14 protein-coding genes and 1 pseudogene are annotated in these 17,742 nt (G+C 44.9%); 7 read left to right on the forward strand and 8 right to left on the reverse strand.

The features are described 5' to 3' along the window. Window positions 1-824 precede the first annotated feature (824 nt). The 4 genes from RID53_RS30930 to rfbC form a co-directional block, all read right to left on the reverse strand. A complete protein-coding gene (locus RID53_RS30930) occupies window positions 825-1,898 on the reverse strand; it encodes a glucose-1-phosphate thymidylyltransferase (protein ID WP_446391744.1) in 1,074 nt (357 codons plus the stop codon). A 418-nt stretch (window positions 1,899-2,316) separates the two neighbouring features. Continuing rightward, entirely contained in the window at window positions 2,317-3,351 is a 1,035-nt protein-coding gene (locus RID53_RS30935) for a sulfotransferase domain-containing protein (RefSeq protein ID WP_446391745.1), read from the reverse strand. Then, window positions 3,351-4,235 carry a dTDP-4-dehydrorhamnose reductase gene (rfbD, locus tag RID53_RS30940; RefSeq protein ID WP_446391746.1) on the reverse strand — a complete coding sequence of 295 codons (885 nt, stop codon included), beginning with the start codon at window positions 4,233-4,235 and terminating at the stop codon, window positions 3,351-3,353. The genes RID53_RS30935 and rfbD overlap by 1 nt, the downstream gene beginning before the upstream one ends. Next, window positions 4,232-4,777, reverse strand: coding sequence for a dTDP-4-dehydrorhamnose 3,5-epimerase (gene rfbC / locus RID53_RS30945; RefSeq protein ID WP_446391747.1), 546 nt, complete (start codon window positions 4,775-4,777; stop codon window positions 4,232-4,234). The genes rfbD and rfbC overlap by 4 nt, the downstream gene beginning before the upstream one ends. Window positions 4,778-4,892: 115 nt before the next feature. Between rfbC and RID53_RS30950 the strand changes: the two genes are divergently transcribed. The 3 genes from RID53_RS30950 to RID53_RS30960 all read left to right on the forward strand — a co-directional run bounded on the left by RID53_RS30950 (window position 4,893) and on the right by RID53_RS30960 (window position 7,467). After that, window positions 4,893-5,894, forward strand: a complete 1,002-nt coding sequence (locus RID53_RS30950; protein WP_446391748.1) for a sulfotransferase — start codon at window positions 4,893-4,895, stop codon at window positions 5,892-5,894. 126 nt (window positions 5,895-6,020) lie between these two features. Further along, window positions 6,021-6,719 (forward strand): hypothetical protein, encoded by a 699-nt coding sequence (locus RID53_RS30955; protein WP_446391749.1) that lies wholly within the window; start codon window positions 6,021-6,023, stop codon window positions 6,717-6,719. A 61-nt stretch (window positions 6,720-6,780) separates the two neighbouring features. Then, complete coding sequence (locus RID53_RS30960; protein WP_446391750.1) at window positions 6,781-7,467, forward strand: FkbM family methyltransferase; 687 nt, start codon at window positions 6,781-6,783, stop codon at window positions 7,465-7,467. A gap of 22 nt (window positions 7,468-7,489) precedes the next feature. On the opposite strand, the gene RID53_RS30965 is transcribed toward RID53_RS30960, so the two are convergent. The 3 genes from RID53_RS30965 to RID53_RS30975 form a co-directional block, all read right to left on the reverse strand. Continuing rightward, window positions 7,490-8,410, reverse strand: coding sequence for a sulfotransferase domain-containing protein (locus RID53_RS30965; RefSeq protein ID WP_446391751.1), 921 nt, complete (start codon window positions 8,408-8,410; stop codon window positions 7,490-7,492). An 87-nt stretch (window positions 8,411-8,497) separates the two neighbouring features. Continuing rightward, window positions 8,498-9,697 carry a glycosyltransferase family 61 protein gene (locus RID53_RS30970; protein ID WP_446391752.1) on the reverse strand — a complete coding sequence of 400 codons (1,200 nt, stop codon included), beginning with the start codon at window positions 9,695-9,697 and terminating at the stop codon, window positions 8,498-8,500. Window positions 9,698-9,754: 57 nt separating this feature from the next. Then, on the reverse strand, window positions 9,755-9,922 hold the full coding sequence (locus tag RID53_RS30975) for a hypothetical protein (protein WP_446391753.1): 168 nt from the start codon (window positions 9,920-9,922) through the stop codon (window positions 9,755-9,757). Between the two features lie 16 nt (window positions 9,923-9,938). On the opposite strand from RID53_RS30975, the pseudogene RID53_RS30980 reads away from it, so the two are divergent. The 4 genes and pseudogenes from RID53_RS30980 to RID53_RS30995 form a co-directional block, all read left to right on the forward strand. Next, window positions 9,939-10,664, forward strand: a pseudogene (locus tag RID53_RS30980) (glycosyltransferase family 2 protein); the annotation flags it as partial. Window positions 10,665-10,834: 170 nt separating this feature from the next. Then, window positions 10,835-11,959: a Gfo/Idh/MocA family protein gene (locus RID53_RS30985; RefSeq protein WP_446391754.1), complete on the forward strand. Its 1,125-nt coding sequence runs from the start codon at window positions 10,835-10,837 to the stop codon at window positions 11,957-11,959. 227 nt (window positions 11,960-12,186) lie between these two features. Then, the gene (locus RID53_RS30990) at window positions 12,187-13,233 is read left to right on the forward strand and encodes an NAD-dependent epimerase/dehydratase family protein (protein ID WP_446391755.1); all 1,047 of its coding nucleotides are present in this window, start codon (window positions 12,187-12,189) and stop codon (window positions 13,231-13,233) included. Beyond that, window positions 13,233-14,468, forward strand: coding sequence for a glycosyltransferase family 4 protein (locus RID53_RS30995; protein WP_446391756.1), 1,236 nt, complete (start codon window positions 13,233-13,235; stop codon window positions 14,466-14,468). The genes RID53_RS30990 and RID53_RS30995 overlap by 1 nt, the downstream gene beginning before the upstream one ends. Before the next feature lie 611 nt (window positions 14,469-15,079). On the opposite strand, the gene RID53_RS31000 is transcribed toward RID53_RS30995, so the two are convergent. Further along, entirely contained in the window at window positions 15,080-17,434 is a 2,355-nt protein-coding gene (locus tag RID53_RS31000) for a GumC family protein (RefSeq protein WP_446391757.1), read from the reverse strand. Window positions 17,435-17,742 lie beyond the last annotated feature (308 nt).

The following is a 17,742-nucleotide window of genomic DNA, read 5'->3' on the forward strand; positions in this document are numbered from 1 at the left end:
CACGTCTGTCATGCGTGTCAACTTAAGCGCCAAAAGCTCGACTGGCAATCTTTTAACCCTTATCCCCTAACCCCAACTCCCACCCCCCTCGTTCCCCCCTACGAGGAGGGGGGATGACAGCGGATATTTCGCTTTTGTTTCAAGGGAGAAGGGGAAACCTCCAATAAAGACGCTTCCAAAACACACTTGGAAGATGATTTCCATAGCGCTTCCTTCTTGCTCCCCTCTCCCCTGGTGGGAGAGGGGCTGGGGGTGAGGGGGTTGAGTTTAAGTTGACACCAATGACCTCTATGCGCCCCTACGGACGACCTTTTTTGATAAACGGGATTTTCTTTGATCGGCAATACACATAGAATGCTGAAAGTGGGTTTGGTTATGACCACAGTGTTGGTTTTATAATAAAAGGCTATAGCTAAATTCACTTACACTCGGGTACGGTAGCCAATTTATCCTGTACTCTCCTAATTTTAGAGGATAAATAGCTCAACTGTTAACCTTGCCTGGGAAACACTTTTTGTCACAGAGGGTTGAGCAGAGGGCGACCCGAACCCATTAAGTAGCTAGAGTTGTTAATTGGTGCAAGCGGGTCGCCCCTACCTGTCACGGTCACGGGATGTGGTGCAACGAAGGAAGGTAAGTTTTGACCCTTAGCTTCCCTCGATGACATGGCGTCTCTGGTGTGTAGGGGCGGGTTTCACGACTATCTTTTCGGTTCCACCCAGATGTGATTAAACCCGCCCCGACTCAGGGTTCTAGACTTGGTGAAACCCGCGCAGGCGGGTTTAGTTTGTGTAGCTGCGGTTTCAACCGCCCAGCCAACGTTATCAAACTAATTCAATTTGTGAATCATCTCCAATCATAAACCGCAACGCCTTGGGACGCCGTGGGGCTACACTCAACTTTGCCCGTTGTCCAATCACACTATCTACAATCCGCTGCTGTACCCCAATCACCTTCGCCCCCTGTAAAATCACACTATGCTCTAAATCAGTATCAACCAGGGTAACCTGGTCAGCTACACTACTGTAAGGACCAATAAAACAATTTTCCAGATGGCAATTGCTGCCAATCGTCACTGGTCCACGAATGGTACAGTTAACTACCTGGGAACCTTGACCAATCTTAACCCGCCCAATCACCTGGCTAGTTTCATCAACCTCACCCTGAACAGAGGTTTCTAACAGGGTATCCAAAATCACCCGATTGGCTTCCAATAGGTCATCCTTTTTCCCTGTATCCAGCCACCAGCCTTTTAACTGGAAGGATTCCACCTGCTTGGGTTGGTCAATCAGATATTGAATCGCATCGGTAATTTCCAATTCCCCTCTCGCCGAAGGTTGAATATTCGCGATCGCCTGGTGAACTGTGTTAGAAAATAGATAAATCCCCACCAGTGCCAGATTTGAGGGCGGAACTTTGGGCTTTTCCACCAACTGCAAGACTCGCCCTTCCTCATCCACCTTTGCCACACCAAAGGCGGTGGGATTGGGAACGGAACACAGCAGGGTGAGGGCATCTAGATTTCGCTGTTGAAACCGTTCGATAAATAGGCTCAAGTCACTTTGTACCAGGTTATCACCCAGATACATTAAAAAGGGTGCATCCCCTAGAAACGGTTGAGCAATCTTGACCGCATGGGCTAATCCGGCTGGCTGATCTTGCAGGATATAAGTAATCTTAGCCCCAAAGCGATCGCCTGTTCCCGTTTTGGTCTTCACTTCTTCTCCGGTTTCTGGGCTGATAATAATCCCAATATCGGTAATCCCAGCGGCGACGATCGCTTCAATTCCATACCACAAAATGGGTTTATTGGCAACAGGCACGAGTTGTTTTGCCCCAGTATAGGTGAGGGGGCGTAGTCGCGTTCCTTTTCCGCCGGAAAGAATGAGTGCTTTCATTAGAACTTGTTGAGATTGGCTGGATTATCGCCGGGACATAAATGATACTTTTGGTTAATTATCGGTGGAATCTGACCCCTCCCAAAACCCCTCCCCGAACCTCTCCCTAGCCCTCTCCTACAAGGAGAGGGAAGCGGAATATATTCTTTATTTGGAGGGGCTTTCATGCTCCCCCTTCCGTGCCACAAGAGCGAAGCATCCTTTGTCCTCCCCCCTCGCAGGGGGGAATGAGGGGGGTTGGGAAGGGGGCTGGGGGGTTAGGTTGGTTTTTCGACGAGAGCAAAGAGCATCATCAATCTCCACAACTTAAAGCCCAAGTGAGCGCAGTTTGTAGTCAGCGCTTGAGCGCGAAAGGCACTAAAGTGCCTACTACAAACGTACCATTTCCTCTAAGTTACTATATCCTCATAGTCTCAGTTCAAAGGGGTAGGTCAGACCAAAGATCTTTCAACGGTGAATCGCGAATTACAGAAGCGATATCGGCTTGTTGTTCATCGGTAAGCTGGGTTTTCCACTTGGACATACTGGTGCGGGGATCGCGGTAGACACTAAAATATGCCTTAGATTGATCAGATAACTGGCGTTCACCAGTGGTTGATTCATTGATGAAGTCGCGAGTGGTTTGACCGAGTTCCCAGCCCACGAAGTTAAAGATTTCCGTAATTTTGCTCTGGGGATCATTACATAAATCTTCATAAACAACGACTAATCCCTGGTCATAGGAGCGAGTATACTCAACCAAGGGTTCAACTTGGATACGCCAGATTACAGCATCTAACTGCATATCTGACATTTCCTCCAAGCGATCGCGATACTCAGCCAGGAAATTCCCCCCAACGGCGTCAATTGATCGCCGCATTCCTTCTATTTTATCCGATTGGGAGCGCTGGCTAAACTGATTGAGTTGTTTACCTTTGAGCGTAGACGCAATTCTACCAAAGGGATTACGGATCATCCCAATCAACTTAGGCTGTAGCACCTCACACAGGCGGGGTAAGAGGGGAGTAGGGAAATTCACATCCTTAATTAGGATAGGAGTCTCTGAAGTTAGTTTAGTATGACCATACCAGTGATAGAGAGGCTTCAGGGCTTCGACACGACTACCTAAACCATACAACAGGTGTAAGAGTTGGGGATTTTGCCAGCGAAAACTCTTGGCGGGAAATGGGGGTAAATCAACGTCATGGTCAAAATTAGAACACAGCGACGCAAAGCGACGACGTAATTCCTTAACGTCGCCCGACTCTAAATCATTTTTCCACTCTCGGTAAAGGGGCGATCGCACAAAGGGTTCAAATTTATAACTACAATGTTCATAGCTATCCATCATCCGACCTAGCCACGTTGTCCCCGAACGCCCAGGACCGGTAATCAGAACATAGTTAAAGGGTGAGTCGTCCTTTGTCAACTGGGTTGTATTGCCACGACGGGTTGGATTAAGCTGATCAGACATTATTGGTGAGCATAGAGTTGTTTGAGCATTTGCCGCAGTGCTGTGCGCCAATGGGGGGGATGAGTCCCTAAAACGGCGGATATCTTCTTGCTAGAGAGTACGGTATAAGCTGGACGGGGAGTGGGTATGGGATATTCTGAGGTATTAATCGGCACAACTTGCTCGACGTTTAAGGGAAAGCCCAGTTGTCGAGCTTCCTCAAATATAGCTACGGCAAAATCATACCAACTAATCGCACCACTATTGGTATAGTGATAGATACCCGTCACCGACTCTGAGTTGAGGTGTGGAATTAACTGCGCGATCGCACGGGCTAATTCCCCTGTCCAGGTTGGCGCCCCCACTTGATCCACAACTACTCGCAGTTCTTCCCGTTGTGCGCCGACTCTTAACATCGTCTTAACGAAGTTACCTTTACCGTGAACTCCATACACCCAAGCTGTTCTCATAATAACAGCGCGATCGCACGCCTGTTGTACTCCTGTTTCTCCTAAGAGCTTCGATTTCCCATAGGCGTTTAAGGGATTGGGTGTATCCGTTTCAGTATAAGGTGTATTTTTTCGCCCATCAAAGACATAATCGGTAGAAATATGAATTAAACCTGATCCCAGCTCTTGGGCGGTTTCTGCCATAATTGTGGGAGCTGTGCCATTAATCGTATTTGCCAGTTCAGGTTCACTTTCGGCTTTGTCTACGGCTGTGTAAGCGGCGGCATTTACAATCAGATTAGGCTTAATCTCCCGAATAACCTGACGAATTTGATCCGGTTGTGTCAAATCCAACCCCTGGCGGTCAAAACCAATCACCTCTCCCAAGGGAGCTAGGGTGTGTTGGAGTTCACTCCCCAGTTGTCCAGCCATACCGATGAGTAAGATACGTGTCATGGGTAAATCTCTGCTGTTTTCAAAGGTTGACCCGCTTGGTCTTTTGCCGATAATATTGGATCGGTGGTGAGTTGCCAGTCAATTGCCAAGTCGGGATCATTCCAGAGTAGGGTTCTTTCGTGTTGCGGGGCATAGTAATCCGTGGTTTTGTATAATACCTCGGCTACCTGTGACACCACGTAAAATCCATGGGCAAAACCTTCTGGTACCCAAAGTTGGCGCTTATTTTCAGCACTCAAGAGACAGCTTACCCATTGTCCAAATGTCGGAGAACTTTTGCGGATATCGACGGCTACATCCAGTATTTCGCCAACAACCACTCGCACCAGCTTCCCCTGCGGTTGCTGGATCTGGTAGTGTAGTCCTCGTAGGACGTTCTGCCCGGAACGGGAATGACCATCCATGACAAACTCAGCTGTTATGTTTGCTGTTTCCGCCAAAGCTTTGTGGTTGTAGCTTTCTAGGAAAAAACCACGGTCATCGGTAAAGACGCGGGGTTCTAAAATTAAAACTTCTGGAATTTGAGTGGGAATACTTTTCATTGAGGTACGATTAGACTCATGGCTGTCAGTCTAGCTAAAAGTCCCCAGGTTATTTTAGCTGAAGGCATGGTACTATCAAAATCATATATTTAATTGAATATAAATGTAAAAATTTATGAAAGAATCAGTTTTTGTCCCCCTGAAAGAGGCGATTCCTCGCCAGTACAAGTCCAAGTATAAGCGTCAATATGATCAGTTCAGACGTTTCGTGGCAGAACCCCTGATCAGGTTCAGGAGATTTTCTTTGAACTTTCGGGAACTTCCCCCTTTAGTTAACCCAATTTTTATGGTCGGTACAGCTAAGGGGGGAACGACTCTCTTAGCCAATTGTATGGGACATCACCCCAACATTTGCCATCCCACGTATGCCCATTTTGAGCTTTCACCTGAGTGGTGTAAATTAGCCGATATTGATATTGCGGCTTTAGCGACGCATAAACAGAATTGTCCACCCCTGAGGGCGGAAGATGTGACAGACACTATCCGTCAAAATGTTAGAGAAGGCTTTGCTCGACTCATGGTAGAGGAAGGCGGGAGCAAAAATACTCGCTTTTTCAATAAGAGTCCTCATTTGTGGAATAAGCTGCCTTTTGTGCATAGCATTTTTCCGGATGCACATCTGCTTGTTTCCAGCCGAGATATTGTAAGTAGTGTCGCTAGCCTCAAGGAAACTTGGGCTAAACAACACAAGCTTACGGGAGTTAAATACTATTTTCCCATAGATGGCAAGCATTGTTGGAGTTCAATTTGGCCCAACTCCTCCGCTCAAATTGAACCCGAACGGACGTTTCCAGGTGGAGAAGTTTCTGTGTTAGCAGAATACTGGTTGCGCGTCTACACAACAATTGAGGAAAATGCGCCTCAATTTGATGTAGTGTTTCCGGTGCATAGTCGGGATTTTGCTGAGAATCCGGGCTTGGTTGTGTCTCAAGTCCACAAGGCGCTGAATTTGCCTGATGTAGACTATTCATTGCCGACAAGACTCAAACCGTCAAAAAATCAGCGCTGGCGTGAGATGTTAACGCAACAGGAACAAGAATCACTAAAAGCTTTTATCGAAGCCAATTACAACCAGATAACGTCTTTGAAATATGCCGATACTACAGTAGCGCTATAGATGTTTCATCCTCTAGTAAAAATGCGTACTAGACTAGATAGCTGGGAAAATATTGTCAATTAGCTCAAGTCGCTTAAACTTTATAATGATTCCTGAAGGTAATAAAAAATATTTGGAAATGAATCAATGAAACCTTGGTTAAAAAATCTAGTTCAATCAATAGCGCCTGTATTTGATATTATGATAATCCGAAGTCATGAGCGCTTATTCCAAAATCCTCTGCCTTGGTATACAAAAAGCTCTATTAGGTGGCTAGACGAACATATAAATACAGAAATGACCATACTTGAATATGGTGGTGGCGTTTCCTCTCTTTGGTGGTGTCAAAAAGCCAAGAAAGTTTATACTTTTGAGGCAAGTTTTAAATGGGCTATCATTCTCCTCTATCACTTTTCCCGACATCCAGAGTTACTAAAAAAATGGAGATTGCATTTTTCTCCTTGTGAGTGGAAGCCAACGATAGATACTCCTAAAGATTACTGGAAAGCTCATCGAGGCTTGCTGACTGATGCAGAGATTGAAAGTATGGAGGAAGATTATTTACTCGATCTGCCAGACAAGTTCGATGTAATAATTATAGATGGCGCAATTAGACTAAAAGCCTTAGAAAAAACCCAATCTATTATAGAGAAGCAAAAAGTTCAATATATTGTAATTGACAATACAAATAATAAGGCTTTATCTAGAGAAGCAGATGCCACAATTCCTAAAAATTTTAAGAGGTTAGACTTTCCTGCTAATGACGAAGATAATGTATCCAGTCCTAGTGGAGAGTGGATTACGTCTGTTTGGATTAATCAAGCAAATATGGTAGAATCAATCTAAATTATTCGTTTTCATCTTCAGTAATCCCAATACCTCTATTCTGAGTCGTTTTAATAATAGTATGAAAAAAATTATAAAAAAAGCTTTCACCAGACTAGGCTACGATATAAGACGGATAAAACCTGAATATTCTGGATGGAATGCTTCAAATCTCAGAAACTTTGCAACTGATATAAAGACATGTGTAGATATTGGAGCAGGTTATGGCACAAAAGAGCTGTATAAGGCATTCCCCGATGCGTTTCATGTCTTAATTGATCCTCTAGAAGAATACAAGCCCTCCTTAGCAAACATTCTCAAAGAATATAAAGGACAATATTTGATCACGGCAATAGGTTCTCAAGATACTACTCTTACACTATCAATCGAACAAAATTCTTTAACAAGAAGCAGTTTCAATAAAAGGACTGAGTTGACATCAACAGGAAAAGAAATTCTCAGAACGAGAGAAGTACCGATTACAACACTAGACACTTTATTGGAAGAGTATAAATTTCAGCCTCCTTTCGGCTTAAAAATAGATACTGAAGGGTTTGAGTTAGAAGTTATACGAGGAGCATCACATTTTCTTCAGAATACAGAATTTGTTATTGCAGAAGTATCATACAACAAGCGTTTTGAAGAAAGCTATCGCTTTCCGGAGTTTGCTGAAAAGATGAGACAGGCGGGTTTCTATTTATGCGACATACTTAAGGTTGTCGGTAAACCAACATTGTTTCTAGATTGTATGTTCAAAAAATTCAGATAATTTATTCGCTAAAAAACCAAAATTAGCAATCATAACCAAAATCAGCTAAGTTTATTCCAATCAAACGGCTAGTCCGTTGATTACTCAGATGGAAGTAATTTCCAACACGCTGCTCAATATATTGCTTCCACCGATTTTCTATTCGTTCATGAAAGCTAGATGGTATCATTTTATCGGCTGCTGCTGACAATTTCCCCGTAACCTGTATTCCCATCCTGTTATAGAGAGGAAACAATATATTTAATCGACGTTTTATAATTAACGAACCTCCTCTGTAACCACTATTTTTAGCAACTTTGTCTTTAGGTAAACTTCCATTAGATCCACTAAAGTCTAGGATGGCTTGAGCAAATTTTTTTGAATCTTTTTTTAATAATTCAAAAGGTAAAACTAATACATTTTCTTTGCTAAAAACATTCTGATAATATTCAATTAATAAATCATATTTTACAAAATCTAATTTAAAAGTTGGTCTCTTCAAATTATCGGCTGTTTCATGACCCTTTTGTATAGAACCCAAAAATTCCTCTATAGTTAGAGTCCTACCCAACTTAATACACTGTCCATACGCTGACAACAAAATTGATTTCTGTTCGCGTACTATTATGATAATTTTTGCTTCGGGAAAGGTCGAATAAAGTCTATCTGCAACTTCCTGCTTCCAGCCTATATTCGCTAAGTTACCGCTTAAATGCTCGTTAGATAATACGGGTACTAGATTGTTCTGATTAGCTGCTTGTAAACCAATATTATAAACTCGACGTACTTCATCAGCATTAAATGAAGAATTATCCGAATTGACAAATTGCTTCTTAACTTCTTTAGATTTAGCACCCCAAGCAGCTAAAAATCCTGTTTGCTCATCAGCAAACATAACCTGCTGTAGCCATGATGAGGCACATTTCGGGTAGCCAATATGTATCACTATGCGTTGATTAGACATACTATAGCAATCCTAAATAGGATGCAACAAGCGAAATGCTCGAAACTCAGGTATAGCAAGGGTTTCAATTTTGAAAATTGCCACGACCTAAATAGGATTGCTATAAATATTTCTACCGTTGATATTTGCTACTGCTTTTTCAACTAACTCTTTCAATTGGTTGACATTAACATACTGTCCTATCCCATCTTTTTTACAGACCAGAAAACCATATTTTACATTTTTAATTCCAGCTAATCGATAGAAAGTAGGAGAAAACCGACCTTCTTGGAATAACTCAATTAAAATCGATTGGGCAGGTGTAAACGCTATATTGCTGAAGCCAGCTCCGTGACTCCCAATTACAAATTCTGCCTCTTGAAATATTTTAACCTGCTCTTCTAAAGAATGATCCCTGAGACACACCGTTTCAAAACCAAACTCTGACAACATCTGCTCCACTTCTGGCTCATTCGTGATAGAGCGACGTAAAGCATCGCGGCGAGACACATAAATTCGCCTTTTATTGTTAATTTGATTATTCGTTACCAGTTTTTTGCTTAACCATTCAATCGCTAGAGGTGAAGGCTGTTTGATCAGAGAAAGCAAACTAGGTATGTACAGGTGATCAAAGTGATAAACTCCGTCGTCAAGAAAAAGAGTTCTGTCTAAAAAACCTGTTAATTTTATACTTTCATATACAAATTTCGGAGTTCTGTTTTTAGGCATAATTATCGGAATATCTTTAAACTTTTCATCACCTTCTATCATCTGCAATCGTGGTAACATTTCCACCATCCAATGATAGTAATTATTGTGGTAAGGCATTGCCAAAAGGATACCACTTTTCAGGTTTTGCTTTTTAGCAAATGGAATGCTTGCCAAAGCTAACAAGTATCTCGGCTCAGTCAAGGGTTTCAAAGATTCTCTTAGGCCTTCTATGAAGACTTTATCTTTCCATTTATGAATAGGGTGAGGGAATGATGCATAGACATCTGAAGCCAATATAATTCCTGATTGATATTTTGCTTCTTGATTGGGAGGCTGAAAACTTCTTGAAAAATCTCGATTGATCTCGTCGTCTATATAAAATAAGGGTGGATTAATTTCCGGATATGTGTATTCATAAAAAAAACTGAAGCCATGAAAATCTGGAAGTTCAGGAAGTAAAGATGCTCGACAAACTTTCGCAAATATCTGATTTCTAGTTATTACGGGTCTAAGAATTGTTTGTGCAAAGTTGTTGATTTTGGATTTAATTATTTTCCTTTGAGAAAATATGGGAAACGAATTAGCATTTCGATTCATATTTTTTATCTGAATTGATAGTTATGACTAGAATTGGATAAACGACTATTGAGCCTACTAGAGAAGAGTATATATAATAATTAGCAAATGACGAGGACACTTTTGATTTAAACAAACAGTATTTTTGGAGTAGTCACCATCGGCAAAAATAAAGGAAAACGACTGATTCGCTGTCTCAAGGGCGCGATCGCACTCCTTCCTTACAGTATAGTAGCCTAGGTTCATGATTGAATCAACAGATATGACCCCCATTGGAGTAGTCACTATTGGCAGAAATGAAGGGGAACGACTAATTCGCTGCCTCAAATCCGCGATCGCGCTCCTTCCCCAAGATACACCCATTATATACGTGGACTCCGGTTCCACGGATGGGAGTGTGGAAGCGGCGGAATCTCTGGGTGTTCAGGTGATCAACTTGGATATGTCCCTACCGTTTACCATGGCGCGGGGACGTAACACAGGCTTTAGGTATCTAGTCGAACAGTTCCCCGATATCAAATACGTCCAGTTTATCGATGGCGACTGCGAACTCATCCCCGGCTGGATTGAACAAGCCAGGGAAACCCTAGATTATGATGATAAATTAGCGATCGCCTGTGGACGACGGCGGGAACGATTCCCGGATGCCTCCATCTATAACCGCCTCGCGGATATGGAATGGAACACCCCTGTGGGTGAAGCTAAAGCCTGTGGTGGGGATGCCTTAATCCGCGTTAGCGCCATTCGAGAAGTAAACGGCTACAACGAAACCCTCATTGGTGGGGAAGAACCGGAAATGTGTATCAGCCTGCGTCAACGGGGCTGGAAAATTGTCCGTATTGATGCCGATATGACCTATCATGATGCCGCCATGCTCAAGTTTAGTCAATGGTGGAAACGCTCAATCCGGGGCGGTTGGGCAATGGCAGAAGGTGCGGCGATGCACGGTGATCCCCCTGAACGGTATATGATTCGAGAAAGTTTCAGCTGTTTGGGATCGCAAAAACTCCCCGTTATAACCCAGTCCGCGCAGGCGGACTAGGTTGGTGTAGCAGCGATTTCAATCGCCTCCTCTTGCTGCGATCGCGTCCGCCCCTACAATTGATTTATGAGTTCTTGTGGCTGCTAACTAGGCTTTAGGCATTGAGGAGATCATTAATGCGAATCGCGATTGTGGGATGTGGCTTTGTCGCCGATTATTATATGAAAACCCTTCCCGGTCATCCTGAATTGGAACTGGTGGGGGTGATGGATCGGGATCAAGATCGGGCTTCCCGATTTTCAGCTTACCATTCCGTGCCGACCTATCCTACTCTTGATGAACTGCTTGAGGATGGTAATGTTGAGTTGGTGGTTAATCTCACCAACCCCAGCAGCCACTTTGCCGTATCAAAAGCTTGTTTAGAGGCGGGGAAGCATGTCTATTCAGAAAAGCCTCTGGCAATGGAATTGTCGCAAGCCGAGGAACTGGTAGACTTAGCCGAGAAACGAGGTTTGTATATCTCCTCCGCACCCTGTAACCTCCTGGGAGAAACCGCCCAAACGATTTGGAAAGCCCTGCGAGAAAAGGCGATCGGACGGGTACGATTAGTGTATGCGGAAATCGACGATGGACTGGTTCACAAAATGCCCTACAAAAAATGGTCGAGTGAATCGGGTATCCCTTGGCCCTATAAAGATGAGTTTGAGGTGGGTTGTACGTTAGAACATGCAGGTTATTATGTCACCTGGTTAGTCGCCTTTTTTGGTCCGGCGCAAACCGTTACAGCGTTCTCATCTTGCTTAATCCCGGATAAAGAAACAGATGTCCCCTTAGCGGAGGAAGCACCGGATTTTTCCGTGGCTTGTATCAAGTTTGCCTCAGGGGTGGTTGCTCGGTTAACCTGTGGTATTGTTGCCCCTCATGACCATACTTTGGAGATAGTCGGGGATGAAGGAATACTGTGTACCAAGGATTGTTGGTATTATCGGTCTCCCGTTTATATTAAACGGCGCATCAGAATTAGGCGGAAAATGTTCATCAGCCCTTGGAAGCGAAAGTATCCCCTTGTCGGGAAAGCCACTCGATATCGCTATCGGGGTTCCCAGCAAATGGACTTTTGTCGCGGTGTGGCTGAACTCGCTGCTGCTATCAGAGAAAAACGTCCCTGTCGCCTATCGGCTCAATTTTCGCTGCATGTGAATGAAATTGTCTTGGCGATTCATAATGCTCTAGATACAGGTTCTGCTTATACGATTTCATCTTCCTTTACACCGATTGCGCCAATGCTTTGGGCGAAATAAACGGCAATGCATCAGCAGATAAGTTTTGAGGGGGAGAGTGGAAGATTGTGTAGGGGCGGGTTTCACGACTACCTTTTCGATTGGACAACAGATGTGACTAAACCCGCCCTGGTTTAATTGGATTAAGCTAGTGAACGATTCCAGTGGAAAATTAAGGCTAAAGCCCTGACTACGAACTAGGTAAGGCTAAAGCCCCTACTACGAACGGAACGAACCAACAGCAACCTATGAAGTTACTTGTCACCGGTGCATCCGGTTTTCTGGGACAATATGTTGTGGCACAAGCCTTACGACAGGGACATCACGTCCGTGCCTTGGTGCGACCTAGCAGCGTCCAAAACCCTCTACCTTGGTCGAATCACCCAGCCCTAGAGTTAGTTGGTGTCGATTTACGCCAAAAGCAGGGACTCGTTGAAGTCTTAGACACGATAGATGCAGTTATTCATCTGGCGGCGGTGAAGGCTGGGGATTTCCAGAGTCAGTTGGAGGGAACGGTATCAACGACTGAGAACTTACTCGAAGCCATGGTGAAGGCGAATCGGCGGCGTCTGATTGGGATTAGTACGTTCTCAGTTTTCGACTACCTGCATATCCATTCCGGTGACATAATTAATGAAGAGTCTCCCATTGAGTCGAATCCATCCCAGCGAGATGGTTATGCTCAGACAAAGTTGATTCAAGAACAACTGTACCGCGATTTTGCCCAGAACCAGGGTGGACAGGTTACCATTCTCCGTCCCGGTATGGTTTACGGACGAGATAATCTCTGGAATGCCCATCTCGGCGCTCAACTGGGCGACAACCTCTGGCTTCGGATTGGTAATCATGCCACAATACCCTTGACGTATGTGGAAAACTGTGCTGAAGCGATTGTTGCGGCTGCCCAGTCGGATCAGGTCATCGGTGAAACGATTAATATTGTGGATGATGATTTACCCAGCCAGCAAACTTATGCCCATCAGTTAATGAAACGTATGGACTCTCCGCCCCGAACCATCCCGATAAACTGGACTGTGATGCAGCTAGTTGCCAACATGACTTGGGCGATTAACAGCTATCTTCTCAACGGAAAAGCCAAACTCCCAGGTATCTTAGTTCCCGCCAAACTCCAAGCTCGGTTTAAGCCGTTACGCTATAGTAATACTCGTGCCAAACGCCAGTTAAACTGGACACCGAGATACTCCCTAGATACCGCCCTTGACCGCAGTTGTAGCCCAATGGAATTAAGAACTGTGCCGCATCAGACGCCTCCAGTAATTGAGGAGTTAAATTGATGCGAATTGCTTATTTAACGGGAATGTATCCTAGAGCAACGGATACATTTATTCAACGTGAAGTCGCTGGCTTGCGGCAAAAGGGTTTAGAGGTCTACACCTTCTCGGTTCGCCGCCCTGGTGATGAACATATCGTTGGTCTAGAACAAAAGACTGAACGGGAACAAACGTTCTATATTCTACCGCCTAATCCGATCACATTGGTGTTGTCGCACTTAATTCTCCTATTTACCTCACCGGGACGTTATTGGAAAGCCCTAGCCTTGGCATGGTCTACCAACCAACCTGGGTTGCGAGGTACACTTTATCAGTTATTTTACTTTGCTGAAGCCGGTATTCTGGCGCAACAGATTGGGACCCAACAAATTCAACACCTGCATAACCACATCGCTGATTCCTGCTGCACTGTAGCCATGCTAGCGGCGGAACTCGGGGGCTTTCCCTTCAGCTTCACGATGCATGGTCCCTACATCTTTTTTGAACCCTACCGTTGGCGGATTGATGAGAAAATCAAGCGATCGCTCTTTGTGATCTGTATCAGTCATTTCTGTCGCAGTCAAGGGATGCTGTTTGCCCCTACCGACACCTGGAATCGCCTGCACATTGTCCACTGTGGGGTTGATCCCGCTTTATTTAACCTAGTTTCCCATAACCAACCCGGTAAACAACTGTTGTATGTGGGGCGACTCGCCGCCGCTAAGGGATTACCTGTCTTACTCGAAAGTCTGGCGATGTTAAAATCTTCCCACCCAGAGATTATCTTAACCGTTGTCGGTGATGGTGAAGACCGGGCGGAACTGGAACAAATGACAGCAAGGCTAGAATTGAATAATAATGTAAAATTTGTGGGTTATAAGTCTCAAGCGGAAGTCAGGGAATATATGCAGGAAACAGACGTATTCGTCCTTCCCAGCTTCGCCGAAGGTGTCCCCGTTTCCCTGATGGAAGCTATGGCGGCGGGTGTTCCTGTCGTCACCACCCAAATTGCGGGGGTGAGTGAGTTGGTGGAGAATGGAGTGAGTGGTTATATTGTACCCGCAGGAGATTCTACCACCTTAGCTGACCGAATTAAAACACTATTAACTGAGCCTCAGCTACGCAGCCAATTCGGCACCGCAGGTAGAGAAAAGATCGAAAAAGAATTTAACCTAAATCATGAAGTCGCCCGTTTCTATCGGGTGATGGCTGCTGCGCTCGATGGTAAGATAGAGTCTATTCGTCCAGAGGGTTTTTGAAGGTTGAGCTGGTGGGTGATAGATTATTGATGGGAAGGGCGGGTTTTGTGGTTCGTTTATTGATGGGGAGGGCGGGTTTTGTTGTTCCGTGAGTGGTGAATATCTGAATTTAGTTCCTAAACCCGCCCCTACAATTGTCCCTAAACCCGCCCCTACAATTGTCCCTAAACCCGCCCCTACCAATGATTGATGACAAATAAAATCACATCAGCTTCTGAAGCTTGCCTAGAATCACAAACCTATAAAAATAAAGGTTTAAATCATTTTTATTAACAAGATTTAACCCGAAATAATATAACCTATTGTAGGGGCGACCCGCTGCATAAATCAACAACACCCATCCTCTCAATTTTATCGGGTCGCCCTTTACCAAATTAGGTTGGGTTGTCTTATCCTGAACCCGGACAGGTTTTATTGTTCATTTATCGGTGGGGGAGGGCGGGTTTCGTTGTTCATTTATCGGTGGGGAGGGCGGGTTTCGTTGTTCATTTATCGGTGGAGAGGGCGGGTTTTGTTTTTCCGTGAGTGGTAAATATCCGAAGTTAGTCCCTAAACCCGCCCCTACAATTGCTTGACCCTAGACTTTCCACCGGAACGCCTCTACAATACAATCACGAGACAGAAACCGGGGTTTTCTCCCAGTTACTCTCCTGCGGCGCGGGTGGTAACCCCATAAATCCTGATCGTTTGATATGATTGGCGATAATCCCTAGTGTGGGCAAGCCAAAGGCATCTAACTGAGTAATAGTTTGCTTAACTAACGAATTCTTAGTTTTCTTAATTGCCGTCACCAGCAACAACCCATCGGTATGCCTTGCCAGATAACTAATATCCATACAACTGGGGAACTCTGGTGTATCATAAACCACCAAATCAAACTTAGTCTCAAACTCCGTCATCAGCTCCTGCATTTGCGCCGAAGCAAACCGCCGTGTCAGATGGGGGCGGGGTTGACCTGCGGTTAATACAAACAGATTATCAGAAATCGGCGATCGCTGGATAAAATCATGAGGCATCAAATCATCAGCCAGCAAGTCACTCAATCCTTTAGCATTGGGTAAATTCAACTGCTGATGCATCTGAGGATGGATCAAATTCGCATCCACCAACAGCACCCGTTGACCCATTTGGGCTGCGGTTTGGGCTAAATGTAACGCCACCGTCGATTTCCCATCCCCCAACGCCGCCGAGGTAACACTCAGAGAACGAATCGGGCGGTCTGAAAACAGAAACCGGATACTGGTATAAATAGAGTCAAAGGCTTCCAGAAACCTCGCATCCGGATAACCCTGATCCCCAGTCTCTTTATCCTGCTTCTGATTCCGATTTTGATAAGCCGGAACTTCACCCAACACAGGCAAATCCGTCGCATCCTTAAGGTCTTCTGTGCTATAAAAAATATCTCTGATTTTTTCCTGGAGAACCCCTAACCCCAGACCTAAGACGACTCCCCCCATCACTCCCATCAACAGCAGTTTATCAGAGGATTCTGCCATATTTATCGGATTCCCGTATTGATCTCGGGCGATTTCCGGTTCCGATAGAATTTCCCACGGCAGTTTATTTCCTGCTTCCTCAACCTGGAATGTTTCCCGCTGCCTTAAAAGTTGATTCAACGTCTGTGTCGCCACTTCCAACTGCCGCTGGAGTTCGGTATACTGGCGGATCACCTCAGGCATTTGCTGAGCTTGTTGCGCGAATGTCGCTCTCGTCTGAGCTAACTGCTGACTGCGTTCTTCCAACAGTTGAATCTGGTTCGTCGCTTCCACCAGTTGCTGAATCAGCCCCATACGAACGGAATTCTGAAATGTCATCACATCCGAATTATTGGTGGTAGTTTTGAGGTTCTCGCCAATAATCCTTTGGGCTTCTTGATTCAGCAGCGCCTGTAAATTCTGCCGTTGTTCCTGTAGCGCTTGCATTTTGGGATCATCGGGTAGAAAACGGGCAGATTCTATTGCTATCTGACTCTCGACTTCCTGAATTTTCCCCAACAACCCTTGATAACGCGGGTCTTGGCTTAAGGCGGATGAAGCGATGGCTTCCTCTGGAGATAACCCGAGTTGTTGCCGCAAGTTAGTTGAGAGGGTTCTTAACTCCCTTAGCTCTTGTTGAGTTGCTCGCTGTTGATTTTCAAGATCCCGGACTTGACCGAGTAATTCTGCCCCTTTAGATTGAGGCTCAATCAGGTCATAGCGCTCCTGAATACTCTGAATCTGTTTCTGATAGTTATTGACGCGCTCCTGCAATTTCGGCAGTTGCTCATCTATAAATTTAACCCCTTCACTAATACTGCTTTGGCGTTCATCAAGACTATACTTTAAATATTTCTCAGCCGTTTCCTCTAAAACTAACTCAGCCAGTTTAGGATCAGAGCTTTGATAATTCACTGCCAGAATCTTAGTACCCGAATCTCTCCCTTTTCCGACAGTGACCTGTTCTATAGTTAACCCTTGTCTTAAAGCACCGACACTAACTCTACCAGGATATTGCGCTTCAATTTCCTCCACTACTGGTCCCAGAACACCCACTCCCTTTAATATTTCAATCTGAGTGGGGTAATCCAAGCGAAACATTTGCTCATTCGGCACACCACTGGTGCGAGCTAGGGCGCTAGGGTCACTTGCCCGTTCTTCAGTGGTTACGGGTTCTACTAATAGACGAAATCCCCCAGCATAAATTGGGGCTTCCTTAGTACTTACATACCAAGCCGCTGCGGTGGTTAGGGTAGTCAAACCCACAATCAGCCAAGCTTTCCGCTTCGCCGTTCGCAACAAGGGACGCAAATTCAATCCACGTTGGGGAGTCGCTGTCACCTCATCAGCAAAATCCGCAGACAATGGCGGCTCATGTCTATCGCCTTTGCCGTTTAATGAAAGTGGAGAATCCCGTTCTATGTCCATGTTGACCTCTGTCACGTTGACTGTACCGCACCCAAACCCTTCTTTTGCAACAGTTCCTGGCATGTCTATTATGCCAGACCATTTAGCCAACTGTCTCTACCCTTAGGTGTCTCACACAAGACTTTTCCCAAATGGGCGAGTCTTCTCAATTTTAAATGAAACCATAGATGACCATCAATAAAGCTTTGATAAAGTTTACCAGGGAACGGGGAACAGGGAATAGGTGACAGAGTGACAGGAAGCAATAAGCTGTTCGGCATTTAAACCATAATGTCAAGAATTGCGAGATCCTTGCCGTAGTGCGAGCATCTTGCTCGCTACCCAGGAGCATCTTGCTCGCTACCCAGGAGCATCTTGCTCGCTACCCAGGA

This window comes from Coleofasciculus sp. B1-GNL1-01 (assembly GCF_040220235.1).
Lineage (GTDB): Bacteria > Cyanobacteriota > Cyanobacteriia > Cyanobacteriales > Coleofasciculaceae > Coleofasciculus.